This window comes from Acinetobacter sp. YH12236, from assembly GCF_013417645.1.
Lineage (GTDB): Bacteria > Pseudomonadota > Gammaproteobacteria > Pseudomonadales > Moraxellaceae > Acinetobacter.
Map to the genome: position 1 here is coordinate 1 of NZ_VPDM01000035.1, position 18,252 is coordinate 18,252.

Consider the following 18,252-nt stretch of genomic DNA (forward strand, 5'->3'; position numbering starts at 1 on the left):
ATCGTTCGGTAAATAACTTCATGGTGAATATCATGGCTGCTGTAGTGGCTTATTGTTTGAACCCCAATAAGCCAACTTTCCAAAATATGCTAAAAGGTTAAGTGGATTTCATCGAACTCAGGTTAATATTTATATTTATTCATAACTCAAATTAGACCGACATGCTCGAACATCATCCGGTAACTATCTGCTTTCTTATCCAGAGCCAAAGGATAAGCCCGGGATGAAGATGGCATCCGGTATAGATACAGGTCACGGCCAAGAAAATGTGCCTGTGTTGGCTCACCTATACCGGGTTTCAACGTACCTTCAGGCATAGAGAGCATCAAAGTATCTGTGGCCTTGTCGCCTGTAGTCATGATGTGGTTGCAGTCTGGCATTTTCCCTAATAGATCCTGCAAATTGGTTGGCACTACAATTTCCAGAAATTTATCGGAAGCATTTCCCTTCAGGCGTCGGATCTGATAAGCACTGTCAAAAATCGCAATCCCCGTTTCAGTTAGAAACTCACGGATTAGATGTTCCTGAAATTTTTTATTAGGTAAGTCCAAAAAGTAATCTTTATTTTTAAAGAAAATTAATCCAAATATCCGCCACATATCATTTTGGTAATTCGGATAATAAAAATTCATTTTCCAGCGCGTTGCGGGTGGCGGAAAACTGCCCAACATCAGTAATTTGGCATTGGGCGGTAAAAATGGCGGTAATGGATGGGTTTCAATATCCGACATAAACTGTTCCAGATTCAGGTATTTCAGTTATTTTAGAATGCCTGACGGATCTTGCTAGCGACTTCTTGTCCCCAAAGTGTATAAACTTCCTTACTTGGATGAAAACCATCTTTGGCCATTTGTAAATTCATGGCCCGATATTTTTCAATATCGTATTCAATCCATTGCATGTTGATCTGCTTGTTCACAAATTTTTCCAGTTGCTGGTTCATGTGTTTGGCATATTGACCAAATAACCAGGCCAAAGGATTCGGTAAAGCTGGGAACATGTTCATTGGAGGGACACCGGCTGCAATGACCAGTTTTGGATTAAACTTTTGCTGGATTTTGCCATAAAACTGTTCCTGCTTCTTGATCCAGACATCGGCAGGCATGAGCTTAGTCACATCATTCACTCCGACTGAAGTCACGACCACATCATAGGATTTAGCTTCAATCTGGTCTAAAGTACGAATGACCTTTGAGGTGGTATCGCCCGTTTTTGCCTGTAACTTCCATTCAATTTCAAAGTCATTTTTTAGCTCATTCAGAATCGCGCCAAGTAAGGCATCATTCTGATGATCTACCCCGACCCCTGCTGCTGCTGAATCACCCACAATCAGTAATGAAAGTTTTTTGCCTGTTCCTGTTTGGCCTTCACGTGCACCCTCTGGTTCTGGAAGTTTTATCGTATTTTTTTTGACACGGTTACCCTGAATTACGAGCGCGGGAATTAAGGCGATAGTGGCAGCTTTGAGCAACATAATGGACTAATTTATATAAAGATATGATTAATTTTACTGCAATTTATGGATTACGAGTAATACCTCAGCAGTCATTTTTAATGAATATTCACGTAACTTTAACTAGCAAAATAAAAAAATCCCGGCGTTTAACGGGATTTTTTAATGTGGCTGATATATCAAACTTTATGATCATTCCAGCGGTTCATGCGCTTGAACGTCCCAATATCATTAAAGCGTACACCGACTTCTTTCATGACTTTATGCGCCGTTTTAGAGGTCAACTGACGTATATAAAAGGGTTCTTTGACCACAAAATGATGGATCGCATGAGTTGAACCGAAATTACAGCAAAATAACTGGAATGGCACCATCCACCATGGATTCAGTACCTGAGTCTGCTTGATGACATCGCGTGGATCAATATCACCATAATAATGCATATTGGAGCTAACGAATTGCAGGCTAAAAGAACGGATAAAATTCGGAATGATCCAAATTACTGCCAAGAAATTCACGAGCGGCATAGCTTCGATGATACTTTCCGACCAAAGCATTTCATAACCAAAGATTGGTGCAACGGCATTGCCTACATGAAAGACTACAAATAAATAGCACAGACCATAATAAATCAAGCTTAATGGCAAGAAGCCTAATAGCTGAGAAATCATGGCAACTTTACGTTCTTTTTCAGGTTGTTTTTCCATAAAAAGATGAATCATCTTAAACATCTGAAATGGGCGTAAATAGACTGACATCAACTGGTCACTTATTACTAGAATGCGGCGAATCCCCCATGGCATACCATTACTGATGCCACGTTCTTCAAGATCATATTCAGTGCCTGAATATTTATGGTGATGCAAATGCATGCGTCGGCGAGCCCATGGACTAATCGTATTTGGACGAGCCAGCCACACTAAAGCCAACATTAAATGATGTGCCCAAGGTGTTTTTTTGAAATACATATAATGAATCAGATCATGTTCCAATTCATGTGTCAGTGAAGCAAAAATTGCGATCAATGGAATGGTGAACCACGCAGAAAGATAACCATATCCATATGCCAATGCGCATGCGATCATCCCCGTCCAGGCAAAACCTAAAATACTCGAACCAATGAAATTCTGATGTTTGAGTATAGGATAACGGGTACGTATTTCTTCCCCGGCCTGTGTAACGATATTTCTGACCTTAGAGATTCGCTGTTGGTCAGTCATATCCGAAGATGTAGACATATGGACAACCTTTGATTTCTGAACAGTTGTACATTAAAGGAATTTATAAAAAAGAGAAGTTATCTTTCCACTTTCGCAGCGAGTATGTCCAAGTTTTGGGCAGTTTTAGTAATTTTTTTAAGATCAAGAATAAAGCAGAAAAATAAGGAGATATTTTCTATAAAATTTATCGTCTAAAAATTCTTTTCTTAAAAATTTAATCATCTCTATTCTAATAGAATTTTTATTTTTATAGAAAAATAAAATTTATTCATCATCAAAGTGTTAATGACTTTTAGAGATTTAACTAATTATCTTAGTAATTTATAACGTTTTTAAATCCGATACCAGAATTATCCTACCTACTTTTATCCAAAATTTTGAATACTAAAAAGTAAAAAAGCCCCGAATGGAGCTTTTTAAATTGAGGTTTTAACCTAATTTATTGACTAATTTTAGCGGTAATACTTTCATTGCCAAACCGAGGGGCAACCAAGGCCATTTCGGTACATAAGCTTTGACTGGTGCTTTCTCAATTTCTTCTGCCAATAAACGTGAACCCGTTTTCTCATCCACTTCAAACGGTAATTTTTTCGCGCCTTCATTGATTTCAGTACGAATATAGCCTGGGAAAATGGTCGTGACTTTAATTGGTGTATCAATTAGCTCAGCACGAATGCCTTCAGCCAGATGTGCAACCCCAGCCTTACTTGCGCCATAAGCAGTCAAGTGTTTTGGCATACCACGCATTGCGCTCATCGATGAAATCATCACCAGATGACCGGAGTTTTGTGCGCGGAAAATTTCCACTGCAGCTTCACATTGTGCCAATGCAGAAATAAAGTTGGTTTCAACAGTAGCTTTATTGATCGCAAAATTACCTTTACCAATCCGGCGGCCTTCACCTACACCAGCATTGACAATAATCCGGTCAATGGTGCCAAAGTCTTCTTTAAAGGCACGGAAAACTTCAAAAACCTGATCATAATTGGTCACATCCAGTGTTTTGGCAATGACTTTAATATCATATTGGCTCTCGAGTTCCTGCTTCAAAGTTTCCAGACGTTCCAGACGACGTGCACAAATCGCCAGGTTATACCCTTTTTTTGCAAATTCACGTGCCATACCGGCACCAATCCCTGAACTTGCACCAGTAATTAAAATCGTTTTAGCCATATTTTTACCCTATCCCTTTATTTTATAAGGTGTTTTATCTTCAATAATTTTTAAATCCAGGTTAGCAGGTCTGGACGCTGTGCTTTAATAAAATGATGTTCATTCAAGCTGAGTAGCTGGGGTTCATTTCCGACCAGACGCAATGTAGTAATGCTGGTATTGGTAATTGCCCAGTTTAAAGCGAAAGTTTTCTCCGGACTCAGACCCAGGATTTTGCCTACTGCCACAGAGATGACACCACCCGAGGTATACACGATTGCATAGCGCGGTTTAGTTTGCGCAAGCTGATCACATAAGTTCTGCAAACCGGTTTCTACGCGGCTTTTAAAATTTGGCCAAGATTCATCATATTCATGGTGATAATCATCACAGGTCCAGCGAGCAATCGCTCCACTAAAGATCTTGCTCAGATAATCCCGGGGATTGGCATGTTCTGAGACATCCTGCTTAAGCAGTTCAGGCTGATTAAAACGCGGTTCATAACGGGCAAAGACCTGCTGATGATTAAACTCATTCCAGGCACTATCGGTCAAAATCTCGCTTTCAGGAAAACATTCATCTAAAGATAACTGTGCCGTCTGTTGATGACGTTGCATAGAACCAGCCACTACATACGGTGCTTCTTTCAGAATTTCATCAAAATAACGACCGAGCAATTTTGCCTGTAGTTCCCCATTTGGCGAAAGCTGATCATAACTGGCTGCCCCGAAAGATGCCTGTCCATGCCGGATCAAGTAAATGGTGGTCATTTTGGCATTAACTCTTTAAATTTCAGGATATATTTTTGTGCAATGTCATTGGCTTCAAGCTTTTGTAGACCAATCAGTTTTAAGGCACGAATATGCAAGGCATGAATGACTACCCAAAAATCCTTAAAGGCTGGATTGTTGGTTTGTTTGTGGTAATAACGATAATAGATCTGCTGAGCAATTACCGAGAGACGGAAAATCCCAAACACTTCATAGAATGTCCAGTTTTCCGGTTGCAGACCGGTTTTCTCCAAATAGTAATCGACCACTTCTTTACGGGTAAACATACCTTTTAAATTGGTCGGCTGGCGACGTGTTGCTTTAAAAATGGCATTGTCCGTATCTTCTACCCAATAAGCCAAGGCAGAACCCAAGTCCATCAGCGGATCACCCAGGGTGGCCATTTCCCAGTCCAGCACCCCAATAACTTCAGTTGGATTTTCTGGATCCAGAATGACATTATCAAAACGCCAGTCATTGTGAATGACACAGGTTTTAGAATCAGATGGAATATTATCTTTCAACCAGTTACGCACATATTTAAAAGATGGAACATTTAATGTTTTGGCTTTTTCGTAACGTGCATCCCAACCTTCTACCTGACGACGGCAATAGCCTTCACCTTTGCCAAGTTTTTCTAGTTCTGTACCTGTATAAGGAACCTGATGCAGTTCGATCAGTTTATCAATCACATTAATACATAAAGTATGGATATCTGATTCAGTCAGTTGCAGTTCAGATGGCAGTTTGGCACGCGGAATAATACCTTCAATGCGTTTCATTACATAGAAGTCACAGCCAATGACTGATTCGTCCTGACAAAGTGCCACCATTTCAGGTACGACCGGATAATGGTCAGCCAAGGCTTTTTGTACATGATATTCACGTGCCATGTCATGCGCAGATTTGGCTTTAGTCCCTTGAGGCGGACGACGTAAAATTAAATCGGCATTGGCATATTGCAAACGATAAGTCCAGTTAGAAGCTCCACCTGAATATTGAGTAAGCTCTAAAGGACCTTCTACATTTACTCCTTGTTGATTTAACCACTCTGTGATGGCCTGTACATCCAGTTCCTCACCTTCACGAACTGATCCACCTACATCAATGACCGCCATAATTTTTCCTTAAAATCTTCTAATACGTTGCAATGTTCTATATATAAAGCCAGCTTATTTTTTACGACGTGTGCTATAACCGCGTTTTGCCAGTTCCAGTTTGGCAATCATGCCTTTATGCACTTCATCCGGGCCATCAGCCAGACGTAAGGCACGGGCTTGGGCAAAGAATCCGGTCAGCGGTGTGTCACGAGAAACACCCGCACCGCCGTGGATCTGAATTGCCATATCCACGACTTTTTCCAGCACACTTGGCGCGACTACTTTAATTGCAGAAATTTCAGTCAGTGCTGCCATATTCCCTAAAGTATCCATTTTATAGGCAGCATACAAGGTTAATAATCGAGCCTGATCAATGGCAACGCGAGCTTCTGCGACACGTTCCAGGTTACCACCCAGTTTTAAAATCTCTTTACCAAATGCGGTACGGCTCATACCTCGGTCAATCATCAACTCTAATGATTTTTCAGCAGCACCGATGCAACGCATACAATGGTGAATACGGCCTGGCCCTAAACGACCTTGGGCAATTTCAAAGCCTTGACCTGCACCGCCAATAAAATTCGAAACTGGAACACGAACATTATCAAAGTTGACTTCGCCGTGGCCATGTGGTGCATCATAGTCACCAAAGACTGGAAGCATCCGTTCGATTTTTACGCCTGCAGTATCGACTGGAACTAAAACCATGGAATGCTGATGATGACGGTCTTTGGATTCATCCGGTGTATGTGCCATAAAGATGATGATTTTGGCATTTGGATCACCCAAACCCGAAGACCACCATTTACGACCATTCAAAACAATTTCATCACCTTCAACTACCGCCGTCGCCTGCATATTGGTAGCATCACTAGAAGCCACTGCAGGTTCAGTCATACAGAACACTGAACGGATTTTCCCTTCCAGTAGTGGCATTAACCATTGCTGTTTTTGTTCTTCAGAACCATAGCGCCACAATACTTCCATATTGCCGCTATCTGGTGCATTACAGTTAAAGACGGTAGGTGCAATTAAGCTTCGTCCAGAAAGTTCAGCGATATGCGCATATTCCTGAACGGATAATCCCTGACCTAATTCTGGACAAGGCAAAAACATATTCCAGAGACCTGCCGCTTTGGCTTTATCTTTCAATGTTTCAAGTTCTGCCGGCCATTGCCATTTGGTCCAGTCACCGCCTTGATTCAGTTCATGCACCTGATGCCAGAAATCAGCCTCGACAGGTTCAATTTCATCAGTAATAAACTTTTTTGTTCTATTTAAATAATCCTGTGCACGTGCTGACAGCTCAAACATTGCTTTATCCCTCTGAATATTCTAATTCATACGCTTTACAACACCTTAACCCAAAACTTATTATGAATAAAATGATTTAATTCCATATAGTAGTATGCATAGTATTCATTCAAAAACCGTGATGGATCTACGAAATTTTCATCGTATTGATATTAATCTTTATCCACTTTTTATTGCCATTTACGAACAAAACAGTATTTCTAAAGCTGCGCAAATTCTATCGATAAGCCAGTCAGCGGCCAGTCATGCTTTACAACGTTTAAGACAGCATTTACAAGATGATTTATTTGTGCGAACTGGTAGCAAGATGCAACCTACGCCGTTTGCGGATCAGATCTATCCTGAAATTAAAAATGCACTTTTTACGATTCAGAATATTTCGATGCAGCATCAGCAATTCAGACCGGAATCGATTCATAGCTTAAAAATTGCTGTACATGACGAAATTGAACCCATGATATTTCCTAAACTGGTTCAACATTTCCAAAAAATTAACCTGGATCTTCAACTGAGTAGCATGAAACTCGACCGTAAAAATATTGCTGCAGATCTCGCCTCTCAACAGGTCGATTTTGTTATTGATCTGGAGCAAAGTATTAGTGAAAAAATTCAGTTTGAACGACTGGTACAGGATGAGTTCGTGGTCTGTACACAACGAACAGAAATGAATGAACAGATTTATCTGGCCTCACCTCATATTGGTGTTTCCTCACGCCGTACGGGAGTTTTAGTTGAAGATATATATTTAAGTCGAAAACATTATTCCCGACAGATTTTTTTACGTTGTCAGCACTATTCCACAGCCCTGCAAATTCTGGAACAGCAAAAGACTGCCATGCTGACAATTCCTAAAAATGTTTTGACTCATCTACAGTTAGCAAACTGTCTGAATATTTTTGACGTTCCTGTACAACTGCCGAAAATTAATATGGGGATGTATTGGCATAAAGATTTGCAGGAGAATAAAAGACATCAATTTTTGAGAAATGAAATTTATAAAATTTTTGCTTAGGCTATTTATGAGATAATTTAAACTTGCTTAGGCTATTTTTATTATCAGGTTTTAGGATTGAGATTGGCCTAATTTGATAGTGCTTAGGCTATTTTATCGGTACAAAACTAAACACTGATTGATGGCTTTTTAAGCCCTATGCGGAGTGGCTTTGATCTAAAATGGCTCAACTTTTAGCTGTGTTTATGCGGCTGTTTTTGCTGATTTGGATCTTGCCCTTGTTACATCTCTCCACCACCTGGCAAATTGTGCTGGGCTTCGTACTTCTGTGTTTTTCTTATTATTTGCTGCATAAAATTACGGTGTATTTAAAGGACCTATTTCGCCCCTTTAAGAAAGGTAAGAAATATTGGTGCCGGGTAAGTGCGGTCAGTGATGGTGACACCCTCACCTGCTACCGTTTTAATATCCGTCGCTCTGAGACCAAATTACGTTTTGCCTATGTCGATGCACCTGAATCTTCACAGGCCTATGGTAAGGAATCACTACGCCTGGTTCAAAGTATGGTTAAAAATAAAATGATTCGGGTACAAATTACGGATATTGACCGTTATGGTCGCTGTGTCGGTGTGGTCTATCGTTATCGCAAGAATATTAATGAAGAGATTGTGAAACGTGGTGCGGCATGGGTTTATGAGGAATATATCCGGGATAAAAACCATTTACGCTATATGATGGAACTACAGAATAAAGCCAAAAAGCAGAAAAAAGGGTTATGGAAAAACAGCCGCCCTGTCCGTCCAAGTGTTTATCGTAAACAGATCAAAGCCTCATCTTGATATTTTAAAAATCAAAAATTTAGCCTATAAAAAGGGATTTGTACTAACAAATCCCTTTTCTTTGTTCATTTAATATACCTAATAGGCCAAATGCACCAGAAAGCGGAATGCCCCTGCAATAAGTGCTAGTGTCAAAAAACCTGCAAGCCATAAGCCGACAAACCATACTATCTGTTTGCGTGTCATAACTGCTCCTTAATGATAACCATCATCTCCAACACGTACCTTATGTCGGAATACCCAATAGGACATACAGGTATAAATCACGATAATCGGAATCAGAATCAAGGCACCAATCAAGGCAAATAACTGACTATTTTCATGTGCCGCTGCCTGCCAGATCGTGACTGATGGCGGAATAATATATGGCCACAGACTAATCAGAAAACCGGTATATGCCAGGAATACCAGCACCAGCATATAGGAAAATGGACCTAGTTCACTGCGTCTTTTACAGGCGCGTAAGGCCAGCCAGGTAAACAATATGACCAAGATCGGTACGGGCATAAAGTAGGTAAATTGTGGCTGGCTGAACCAACGCTCCGCAATTTGCGGATGGGTCAACGGCGTATAAACACTAACAGCGCCTAAAATAATCAGTAAGGCAATAATCAGTTTCGGCATCAGTTTAAACATGCGATCCTGTAAATCATCACCGGTTTTATAAATGAGCCATCCACAGCCTAATGCTGCATATAGCACCACGACACTGACTCCGGTAAAGATACTGAATGGGCTAAGCCAGTCCAGACCACCGCCTACATAGACACCATTTCGTGTTTCAATCCCCTGAATATATGCACCCAGGATCATCCCTTGCAAGAAACTGGTAACGATCGATCCTCCAATAAAGGCTTTATCCCACCAGTGTTTGCTTTTATTCGCCTTAAAACGAAACTCAAAAGCGACACCACGAAAAATCAAGGCGATCACCATCAGGATAATGGGCATATATAGCGCTGAGAGTACCGTCGAATAAGCCAATGGAAAGGCAGCAAATAATCCGGCGCCCCCTAGAACCATCCAGGTTTCATTACCATCCCAGACCGGAGCGACCGTATTCATCATGACATCGCGTTCATCCTGATGCGGGAAGAATGGAAATAGAATGCCAATGCCCAGATCGAAACCATCCAGAATGGTATAGACCAGTACACCCAAGCCAATAATCGCAATCCAAATTAATGATAAATCAATCATTTTTTATCCTCCTGATCCGGATGTTCAGGAACCTCTTCAATACGTTCGCGAATACTGCTCAATGGTCGACGGGAAGCTTGAACCACATCGCTATCCGATTCATGGTGCGGTCTGGAATGAATAAATTCTGGACCTCTATGCATAAGGCGCAACATGTAGAAAATTCCCACGCCAAAAACGACGCAGTACACTACTACAAAAATAATCAGAGTTAGACCCACCTGTTCAGCAGACACTGGTGATAATGCATCTTTGGTCCGCATAATGCCGTAGACAACCCAAGGCTGACGGCCGACTTCTGTGGTAAACCAGCCTGCCAGCATGGCAAGAAATCCGGATGGACCCATGATGAGTGCAAAACGATGCAGTCCACGTGACTCATAAAAACGTCCTCGAGTACGTGACCATAGCCCCCATAGTGCAAGCATAAGCATTAACATACCCAGCCCGACCATAATCCTGAAACTCCAGAACACGACCAGTGAATTGGGCCGATCTTCAGGCGCAAAATCTTTAAGCCCCGTGACTTTTCCGTCCATAGAGTGCGTCAGAATCAGGCTACCCAATTTAGGAATACCAATTGCATATTTGGTTTCTTCAGCTTGCATGTCTGGAATCCCAAACAGGTATAAAGGCATTCCTTCATCATGATTGGTTTCCCAATGGCCTTCCATCGCGGCCAGTTTGGCTGGCTGATGTTCAAGTGTATTCAGACCATGCATATCCCCCACAAAAATCTGTAAAGGTGCAAGTGCCAGAATCAGCCACATAGCCATGGAAAACGAAGTTTTGACTAAAGGATCACGACGGCCCTTGATCAGATGCCATGCCGCTGTTGAGGCTACAAGTAAGGCCGAAACCAGAAAGGCGGCCATTGCCATATGGGCCAGACGATAAGGAAAAGACGGGTTAAATACGATCGCTACCCAGTCCTGCGGGACGATCAGGCCATTTTCAATCGCAAAACCTTGGGGGGTCTGCATCCAGCTATTGGAAGATAAAATCCAGAACATGGAAATACAGGTGCCGATTGCGACCATTAAAGTGGAGAAAAAGTGCGCTCGTGGGCCAACCCGATCCCAGCCAAAGAGCATGATGCCCAGGAATCCGGCTTCTAAAAAGAACGCAGTTAAAACTTCATAAGCCAGCAAGGGTCCGGTCACACTTCCAGCGACCCGGGAAAACTCACTCCAGTTGGTTCCGAACTGATAGCTCATTACCACACCGGATACGACGCCCATTCCAAATGCGACGGCGAAAATTTTGACCCAAAACTTGAACAGATCCTGAAAAATCGGATTTTTAGTCTTTAACCAGCGCCATTCCAGAATAGCCAAAAAACTTGCTAATCCGATTGAAATTGCAGGAAAGATAATATGAAAAGATACAGTAAAGGCGAACTGTATTCGTGCTAACTCTAATGCAGTTAAACCCAGAGTCATAAACTTCACCTATGCAGTGTTATTTGGCATATCTGCCCTTCAGTTATTAAGTGATGGATTTTTCTAGTGCTTAGGTAGCTTAGGCTGAATCATTCTTAAAAGTATGTAGTCTTTTGTTGATTGTTTTTTAATCAGGTTAAAGACTTGTAATAACTTAGTCAAAAAGACGTTAACCATGCAAAAATTTTCAAAATTTCCCTCTTGTCTAATTCAATATAGAGGCGTAAATTAGGCACAATTTAGTTAGCCAGGTTAACTATATGTTTCAACCCTCTTCCAGATTTCGTTCACTGTTGCTGCGTTGCGCACGACTCATGAGTGATGAAATCAATACTATTTTATTATCCTCCCAACTTAATTATTCCTTATGGCAAGTGCTCTATACCATTCAATCCCAACAGCAATGCACGTTGGTTGATATTTCAAGCTATTTAAATGTTTCAAAACCAAGCATAACCAAACGTATCCAGCATTTAAGTGAACTCGACTTAATCTGCCAGATCGAAACCGAAGATAAACGTCAGAAATTATTTAAACTCAGCGAGCAAGGGGTTAAAACCTTTAACCTGTGTTCCAAACAGATTGATGCTTTTGAAGATCAGTTACTGCAACAGATTGACGCACATGATCTGCAAAGCAGTAAAAACACTTTGGTACAGCTGATTCAGCAATTACATCCTTCATCTCAGGAAACACCACAATGAGCCAAGATCAAGCCCGCTTATGGACCTCTAATTTCGTCCTGGTCAGTCTGGTTAATTTCCAGCTCGTTCTGGTGTTTTACCTGCTGGTGATTGTGATTGTCGGTTTCTCGGTCGCTGAACTGGGAGCATCGACTGCACAAGCCGGTCTGGTATCCGGTCTGTTTATTGTCGGAACGCTAATTGGACGCTTATTTATTGGGAAATTGCTGAATCGTCTAGGACTGAAAAATACCCTGGTGATTGGCCTGACTGGCTTTTTGCTATTTTCCGGACTTTATATGATTCCGGCCAAACTAGAAGTGTTATTGGGTATTCGTCTGATACACGGCTTTATGATGGGTATGGCATCTACCGTACTCGGCACAGTAATTGCGCAAACCATTCCAGCAACACGACGTGGTGAAGGTATTGGTTATTTCAGTATGAGCAGTACGCTTGGTACAGCGATTGGTCCTTTTGTCGGGATTTGGCTGATGACGAATTTTAATTATCAGGTGATTTTTATCTTCACCACTATCGTTGCGTTCAGCTGCCTGATCTGCGGTCTGTTTATCCAGCCGCCGCGCCTTAAAGCGAGTGGTACATTGACTTCCTCTGTTCCACAATCTGCCAGTAAGCTCGCTCAGTATGTAGAGCCGAATGCCTTGCCGATTGCTATCATTGTCCTGCTGGTGGCTACCTGTTATTCAGGCGTATTGTCCTTTATCCACTTCTATGCCAAAGACATCAATCTGGTCGAAGCAGCCTCTTTCTTCTTCCTGATGTATGCTTTTGCCATTCTGCTGTCGCGTCCATTTACTGGCCCATTAATGGATCGTAAAGGTGAAAACATCATTATCTATCCTGCAATCGTGATTATGGCAGTAGGTATTCTAATGCTGAGTCAGGCACAAAACTCTGTGATGTTACTGGCGAGTGCCGCGTTATTAGGTTTTGGTTTCGGTAATATTCAGTCAGTGTGTCAAACTATTGCCGTGAAAAGTACCACCTTGCAACGGATGGGTCTGGCGACCTCGACTTTCTTTATTGCACTAGATGCCGGTCTTGGTTTCGGACCTTATTTCCTCGGTATGCTGCTGGATCAGGTGGGTTATCGTCAGCTTTATTTGTTTTCCGCAGTGCTTACCTTTAGTTGTCTGATCTGGTATTACCTGCTGCATGGCCGCAAGGTTAAATCGACCTCAGTCAAAGCTTAAACCAGCTGATTCAAAAATTTTTAAACGGGCATTTAGCCCGTTTTTTATATCTCAATCTTTTAAATAACACTTATTTTTATCATTATGAAATATATAGTTTACATAATGTTAAATATATATTACATTTTGAATGATGTTGGAGTAAAGACATGTTAAAGAATGACATCATCGTGTTCCGTGCTAAAAAACGTTGGACACAACAACAGCTTGCTGATGCAGTGGCAGTCAGCCGCCAAACGATTGCCGCATTAGAAAAAGAGAAGTACAACCCTTCCTTGATTCTGGCATTCAAGTTAGCAAATGCACTTGAAACGACGATTGAGGAACTGTTTAGTTATGCCGAGGAAGTAACATGACACTATATTGGGTATTGATGGGTAGTATCTTAAGTATTGTGGTGGCTGTGATTTGCTGTGAAATATATAAAATACGCTTTGAATGCTCACAGGAAGCCAAAGACGAAAGAGGAACAATGATTTTATTAAAGCAGAAGTCATTATCCTATAACATTTTATTTTTGGGGATTAGTTCAGCCTTTTTGATCATCATCGGATTTGAAGGCTTCGGACTAAAATGGTTAGAACGTGAAGTTTTTATTTACTGGATTATGTTCACCGGCTTCCTGCAAAGCATCGCTTCAACCATTTATACGCATTATTTACGTAAAGACGTCTTTAGCTAATATGTATGCCAAGAGAGCTTTTCGAATCTCTCTTTTTGTCAAAATCTAGAAACGTCGACTAAAACGACGGCGATATTCTAAAGGTGTTAACCCTGTTTTCTTATAAAATAAACGCCGAAATGAACTTGGATCCTGATAGCCGACATTTTGCATAATCAGATCTATGGCCTGATCAGTTTCCTCAAGCCGTTTGCGTGCCGCTTCAATACGAATGGCTTGCAGATACTGATTCGGTGCAATATTTAGCGCCTGCTTAAAATGCCGGATTAAAGTACGAGTGGTGACATTAAAACGTTCTGCCAGCGCATTTAAAGTAAACTCTTCATGAAAATGCTGCTCTAACCAGTCCTGAACCTTTTGCACCAGTTCATCATGATGAGGTTGACCAATCTTCATTAAGGAATAAGACAATTGGCTATCGCGTCGATAATCAATCACAAAGGATTTGGCAGATTGCATGGCAACTTCAAAACCATAGAAACGTTCGATCAGATGCAAGCCTAGGTCAAACCAGGCCAAGCCTCCACCTGCACAGTAAATATTCTGATCCCGGCTAATCATCATATCGGCATTGAGTTTGACCTGAGGATAACGTGCACGAAATATATCCTGAAAGCCCCAATGCGTTGTCGCCACACGACCATCTAAAATACCAGCTTCTGCCAGAAAGAAATTCCCGGTGCAGTTTCCAGCGATTAAGGTGGATTGTGCATGAGCAGAAGTTAAAAACTGAATCAGGCCTGGGTTTTCATCCAGTACCTCTGGAATAGGTGCGGCGATAGTCGGCACTACCAAAATATCGGCAGTTTGAATCTCTTTATACGCACAATGAGCTTGCAATTCCAGACCGTTAATACAACGAATTGGTTGTCCATCTGGACTGGCGATCTTGACTTTAAATAGACGTTGTACATCCTGCTGCTGAATCCGGTTCCAGCTGACGCCAGCCATGGCAAATAAGTCGACGACACCTGTAATTGCTGAAGCCAAAGCACCATCAAAGCCTAAAATCACTACCTGTTGCATATTTTTCTATTTGTCGTTTTTCACCCGTTTCATGTCATTATTGACAATCCCCCTTGATAAATGCAACTGCTAGTCTTAATGCTATCTCAAGGATTGCATATTCAGGACCGTACCGTGACTCAGCTGATTAATGATAAAAACCTCAATTTTCTGCTTTATGATGTCTTCAAACTTGAAGCTTTAACTGAACTGGAACGCTATCAGGACCATGACAAAAATACTTTTGATAGCATCCTAGAAACGGCAAAAGGCATCGCGACCGATTATTTTGCGCCGCATAATGCCAAGGCTGATCACCAAGAACCGAGCTTTGATGGCAAACAGGTGAAGACCATTGATGAAGTGAAAATAGCATGGCAACAATTTGCTGATGCTGGTCTACTCTGCGCCCAGCATGATTACGCAGACGGCGGCATGCAATTGCCGACTTTGGTGAATATGGCCTGTAATGCCTATTTCATGTCGGCAAATCCTTCGACTGTTGCCTACTCTTTTCTGACAGCCGCTGCAGCAAATCTGATTCAAGCCTTTGCCTCTCCAGAACAAAAACAAATGTTCTTGCCGCATATGCTAAGTGGCCGCTTTGCTGGAACTATGGCGATGACCGAGCCGAATGTGGGTTCCTCTTTGGGAGATCTGACCACTAAAGTGATTCCTCAGTCAGATGGAAGCTACAAAATTAAAGGCCAGAAAATGTTTATTTCTGGTGGTGATCAGGACATTACTGAAAATATTGTGCATCTGGTTCTGGCTCGTATCCAAGACGCTCCGCAAGGGGTAAAAGGTATTTCCCTATTCATCGTGCCGAAATTCAAAACCAATACAGATGGAACTGTAGGTGAATCCAATGATGTCCATCTGGCTGGCCTGCTACACAAAATGGGCTATCGCGGCACAACTTCAACAGTTCTAAGCTTTGGGGAAAACGATCGTTGCTTAGGCTATTTAATTGGTGAAGTGGGACAAGGTTTAAAATATATGTTCAAGATGATGAATGAAGCGCGCGTCGGTGTCGGTCTCGGTGCAGCCATGATTGGTTATCGCGGCTATTTGGAATCTCTGGACTATGCTAAAAACCGCCCTCAAGGTCGTCCGGTTCATGAAAAGACACCTGATGCCAAGCCCGTAAATATCATTGAGCATACGGATGTCAAACGCATGTTATTGGCACAAAAGTCTTATGTTGAAGGTGCTTTGGCGCTGTGCTTATTTGCAGCCCGCTTAATTGATGAACATCAGGCTGCACAAGAGGAAAATAGTGCCATTTTACTCGATCTCATTATACCAGTGGTCAAGTCCTTCCCTTCTGCCTATGGTCCTAAAGCCAATGATCTAGCGATTCAGGTCTTGGGTGGTGCGGGCTATACGCGTGAATATCCGGTTGAGCAATGCTATCGGGATAACCGTCTTAATCCGATTCATGAAGGCACTTATGGGATTCAGTCTCTGGATCTATTAGGCCGTAAACTCTGGCAGCACAATGGCAAAGGCCTGACCCTGCTCATGCAACGCATCCAGAAAACCTTGTCTGAGATTCAGGATAGCAAGTTAACAGAACTGGCAGATGTCTATAAACAGCATCTTGTCACTGTGCAAAAAACCACACAGGTTTTAGGTCAGGCTCTGCATCAAGACAAAGTTAGTGAAGCTTTGGCCAATTCTGGGCTATATCTGGATATGATGGGCAAAACTATTATCGCGTGGTTGTGGCTGGAAATGGCCAATCAGGCTCAACTTAAATTTGGCACATCTTCTCAACAGGAAGATCAAGCCTTTCTGGCCGGTAAAATTCAGGCAGCTCAATATTTTATTCATTGGGAACTGCCTGAAATTGAACATCAGGCCAAATTACTGATGAACTTCGATGACACCTGTCTAAATATGCAAAGTGACTGGTTCTAAATAAAAATCAATAAAAAATGCGCCTCGAATGGCGCATTTTTTATTTGTTTACATCATCAAGCCGCAGTGTCTTTTAGACCAAATTTCTTAAGCAGCTTGGCACGTTTCGAAGGCAGAATATTCGCTTTAGCCAGATCGCCTTGATAATGTTGATACACACGTTGATCCATCATCTTGTACCACAATGGTGGAATCAGTGCCGGTATCAGCATGGTGGCATAACCACTTGGTAATTCTGGTGCTTCATCAAAATGTCGCAATGCCTGAAATGGTCGGCTTGGATAGGCATGATGATCCGAATGGCGTTGTAACTGGTACAGGAACAGGTTGGTCACGATGTTGTTATTGTTCCAGCTATGTTCGGGCAAGGTTCGCTCATAGGTACCATCTGCTTTTTGCCCGCGTTTCAATCCATAGTGTTCGATATAATTCACGATCTCAAACAGGCTGATGCCGTAAAAGGCTTGGGTCAGCGTATAAGGAATGATTTTCTTGCCATACGTTTTCAGCATTAAGGCATGGTAACCTGCGCTCATCGCCCAGCCATGAAATAACTCATTTTCCAGACTAAAAAATTTTAAGCCTTTACGTTCCAAACGTCTTTTTTCTATCTGAATTGCTGATTTCAAGCCACCCAATACAGTACGTGGCCAGAAACGGTAAAAGGATTCTCCCATTTTCGAAGATGCCGGGTCTTCTGGCGTCGCCACCCGTTTATGATGTCCATAAGGATGCTCAATCCGGAAATGGTTATAAGCCAGCGGCATCAGGCTGGCATGTGACCAGTAATGGTCTTTTTTCTGAGGGCGATGGCTCAGCTCATGTGCAGTATTCACACCGATTCCATTGATCGCCCCCATAGAAACGCCAAGTAGAACCTGATCGACCAGAGAAACATTTGGACGGGATACGACATAGCCTGCAAAAGCATTGGCAGCCATTTGCAATGGGATAAACATCTTCACGATCCGGTCATAATAAGGATCTTTGACCAATGCCTGAATCTGCTCATCATTTGGATTATTGGCATCATCACCAATTAAAGCATCTAATGTTGGGATAATCACATGTAATAATAAAGGCCCACCCATCGCAAAGACTTTTTTAGTGGCTTTGGGGCCAAAATGATAGCCAGCCAGAATTCCCATACCGATCACAGGCAAACCGGGACTCAGCAGCCAGCCAAAACGTTTTTTATCCAGTTGGACACCTTTCAGCGCTGACGCATCCTGCGTGAACTGAGCTTTGCTAATTTGTGCAGGGGCATTCATTGCGACCCTCCTTTTTTATGTTACTCTGC

General features: G+C 42.0%; 18 protein-coding genes and 1 pseudogene. 8 read left to right on the forward strand and 11 right to left on the reverse strand.

Features of this window, described 5'->3' with window-relative positions:
* A pseudogene (locus FTV14_RS13160) lies at positions 1-101 on the forward strand (IS982 family transposase); the annotation flags it as partial.
* 45 nt (positions 102-146) lie between these two features.
* Here FTV14_RS13160 and FTV14_RS13165 read toward each other — a convergent pair.
* The 7 genes from FTV14_RS13165 to FTV14_RS13195 form a co-directional block, all read right to left on the reverse strand.
* Positions 147-731 (reverse strand): uracil-DNA glycosylase family protein, encoded by a 585-nt coding sequence (locus FTV14_RS13165; protein WP_034704166.1) that lies wholly within the window; start codon positions 729-731, stop codon positions 147-149.
* A gap of 32 nt (positions 732-763) precedes the next feature.
* A complete protein-coding gene (locus tag FTV14_RS13170; RefSeq protein WP_159122902.1) occupies positions 764-1,474 on the reverse strand; it encodes an SGNH/GDSL hydrolase family protein in 711 nt (236 codons plus the stop codon).
* Between the two features lie 158 nt (positions 1,475-1,632).
* Positions 1,633-2,691, reverse strand: a complete 1,059-nt coding sequence (locus FTV14_RS13175; RefSeq protein ID WP_159122901.1) for a fatty acid desaturase — start codon at positions 2,689-2,691, stop codon at positions 1,633-1,635.
* A gap of 411 nt (positions 2,692-3,102) precedes the next feature.
* The gene (locus tag FTV14_RS13180) at positions 3,103-3,846 is read right to left on the reverse strand and encodes an SDR family oxidoreductase (protein WP_004785546.1); all 744 of its coding nucleotides are present in this window, start codon (positions 3,844-3,846) and stop codon (positions 3,103-3,105) included.
* A gap of 50 nt (positions 3,847-3,896) precedes the next feature.
* A complete protein-coding gene (locus FTV14_RS13185) occupies positions 3,897-4,595 on the reverse strand; it encodes a histidine phosphatase family protein (protein ID WP_034702771.1) in 699 nt (232 codons plus the stop codon).
* The gene (locus FTV14_RS13190) at positions 4,592-5,713 is read right to left on the reverse strand and encodes a phosphotransferase family protein (RefSeq protein ID WP_180054015.1); all 1,122 of its coding nucleotides are present in this window, start codon (positions 5,711-5,713) and stop codon (positions 4,592-4,594) included. The genes FTV14_RS13185 and FTV14_RS13190 overlap by 4 nt, the downstream gene beginning before the upstream one ends.
* A gap of 54 nt (positions 5,714-5,767) precedes the next feature.
* Positions 5,768-7,009, reverse strand: a complete 1,242-nt coding sequence (locus FTV14_RS13195) for an acyl-CoA dehydrogenase family protein (protein ID WP_180054016.1) — start codon at positions 7,007-7,009, stop codon at positions 5,768-5,770.
* A gap of 94 nt (positions 7,010-7,103) precedes the next feature.
* On the opposite strand from FTV14_RS13195, the gene FTV14_RS13200 reads away from it, so the two are divergent.
* Together FTV14_RS13200 and FTV14_RS13205 are read left to right on the forward strand one after the other, a co-directional pair.
* Complete coding sequence (locus tag FTV14_RS13200) at positions 7,104-8,021, forward strand: LysR family transcriptional regulator (protein ID WP_125278631.1); 918 nt, start codon at positions 7,104-7,106, stop codon at positions 8,019-8,021.
* Between the two features lie 161 nt (positions 8,022-8,182).
* Entirely contained in the window at positions 8,183-8,800 is a 618-nt protein-coding gene (locus tag FTV14_RS13205) for a thermonuclease family protein (RefSeq protein ID WP_004785537.1), read from the forward strand.
* A gap of 195 nt (positions 8,801-8,995) precedes the next feature.
* Here FTV14_RS13205 and cydB read toward each other — a convergent pair whose 3' ends face one another.
* Together cydB and FTV14_RS13215 are read right to left on the reverse strand one after the other, a co-directional pair.
* On the reverse strand, positions 8,996-10,000 hold the full coding sequence (cydB, locus tag FTV14_RS13210; protein WP_034702762.1) for a cytochrome d ubiquinol oxidase subunit II: 1,005 nt from the start codon (positions 9,998-10,000) through the stop codon (positions 8,996-8,998).
* The gene (locus FTV14_RS13215; protein ID WP_180054017.1) at positions 9,997-11,442 is read right to left on the reverse strand and encodes a cytochrome ubiquinol oxidase subunit I; all 1,446 of its coding nucleotides are present in this window, start codon (positions 11,440-11,442) and stop codon (positions 9,997-9,999) included. The genes cydB and FTV14_RS13215 overlap by 4 nt, the downstream gene beginning before the upstream one ends.
* A 260-nt stretch (positions 11,443-11,702) precedes the next feature.
* Between FTV14_RS13215 and FTV14_RS13220 the strand changes: the two genes are divergently transcribed.
* The 4 genes from FTV14_RS13220 (at position 11,703) to FTV14_RS13235 (ending at position 14,024) form a co-directional block, all read left to right on the forward strand.
* Entirely contained in the window at positions 11,703-12,146 is a 444-nt protein-coding gene (locus FTV14_RS13220; protein WP_180011026.1) for a MarR family winged helix-turn-helix transcriptional regulator, read from the forward strand.
* On the forward strand, positions 12,143-13,342 hold the full coding sequence (locus FTV14_RS13225; protein WP_180054018.1) for an MFS transporter: 1,200 nt from the start codon (positions 12,143-12,145) through the stop codon (positions 13,340-13,342). Before FTV14_RS13220 ends, FTV14_RS13225 begins: the two co-directional genes overlap by 4 nt.
* Positions 13,343-13,491: 149 nt before the next feature.
* Complete coding sequence (locus FTV14_RS13230; RefSeq protein ID WP_034702754.1) at positions 13,492-13,698, forward strand: helix-turn-helix transcriptional regulator; 207 nt, start codon at positions 13,492-13,494, stop codon at positions 13,696-13,698.
* Entirely contained in the window at positions 13,695-14,024 is a 330-nt protein-coding gene (locus FTV14_RS13235) for a hypothetical protein (protein ID WP_180054019.1), read from the forward strand. Before FTV14_RS13230 ends, FTV14_RS13235 begins: the two co-directional genes overlap by 4 nt.
* Before the next feature lie 45 nt (positions 14,025-14,069).
* Here FTV14_RS13235 and FTV14_RS13240 read toward each other — a convergent pair whose 3' ends face one another.
* The gene (locus tag FTV14_RS13240) at positions 14,070-15,050 is read right to left on the reverse strand and encodes a GlxA family transcriptional regulator (RefSeq protein ID WP_180011030.1); all 981 of its coding nucleotides are present in this window, start codon (positions 15,048-15,050) and stop codon (positions 14,070-14,072) included.
* 78 nt (positions 15,051-15,128) lie between these two features.
* Between FTV14_RS13240 and FTV14_RS13245 the strand changes: the two genes are divergently transcribed.
* Positions 15,129-16,952, forward strand: coding sequence for an acyl-CoA dehydrogenase (locus tag FTV14_RS13245; RefSeq protein ID WP_180054020.1), 1,824 nt, complete (start codon positions 15,129-15,131; stop codon positions 16,950-16,952).
* A 56-nt stretch (positions 16,953-17,008) separates the two neighbouring features.
* Here FTV14_RS13245 and FTV14_RS13250 read toward each other — a convergent pair whose 3' ends face one another.
* Positions 17,009-18,223, reverse strand: a complete 1,215-nt coding sequence (locus FTV14_RS13250) for an alkane 1-monooxygenase (RefSeq protein ID WP_180054021.1) — start codon at positions 18,221-18,223, stop codon at positions 17,009-17,011.
* Positions 18,224-18,252 lie beyond the last annotated feature (29 nt).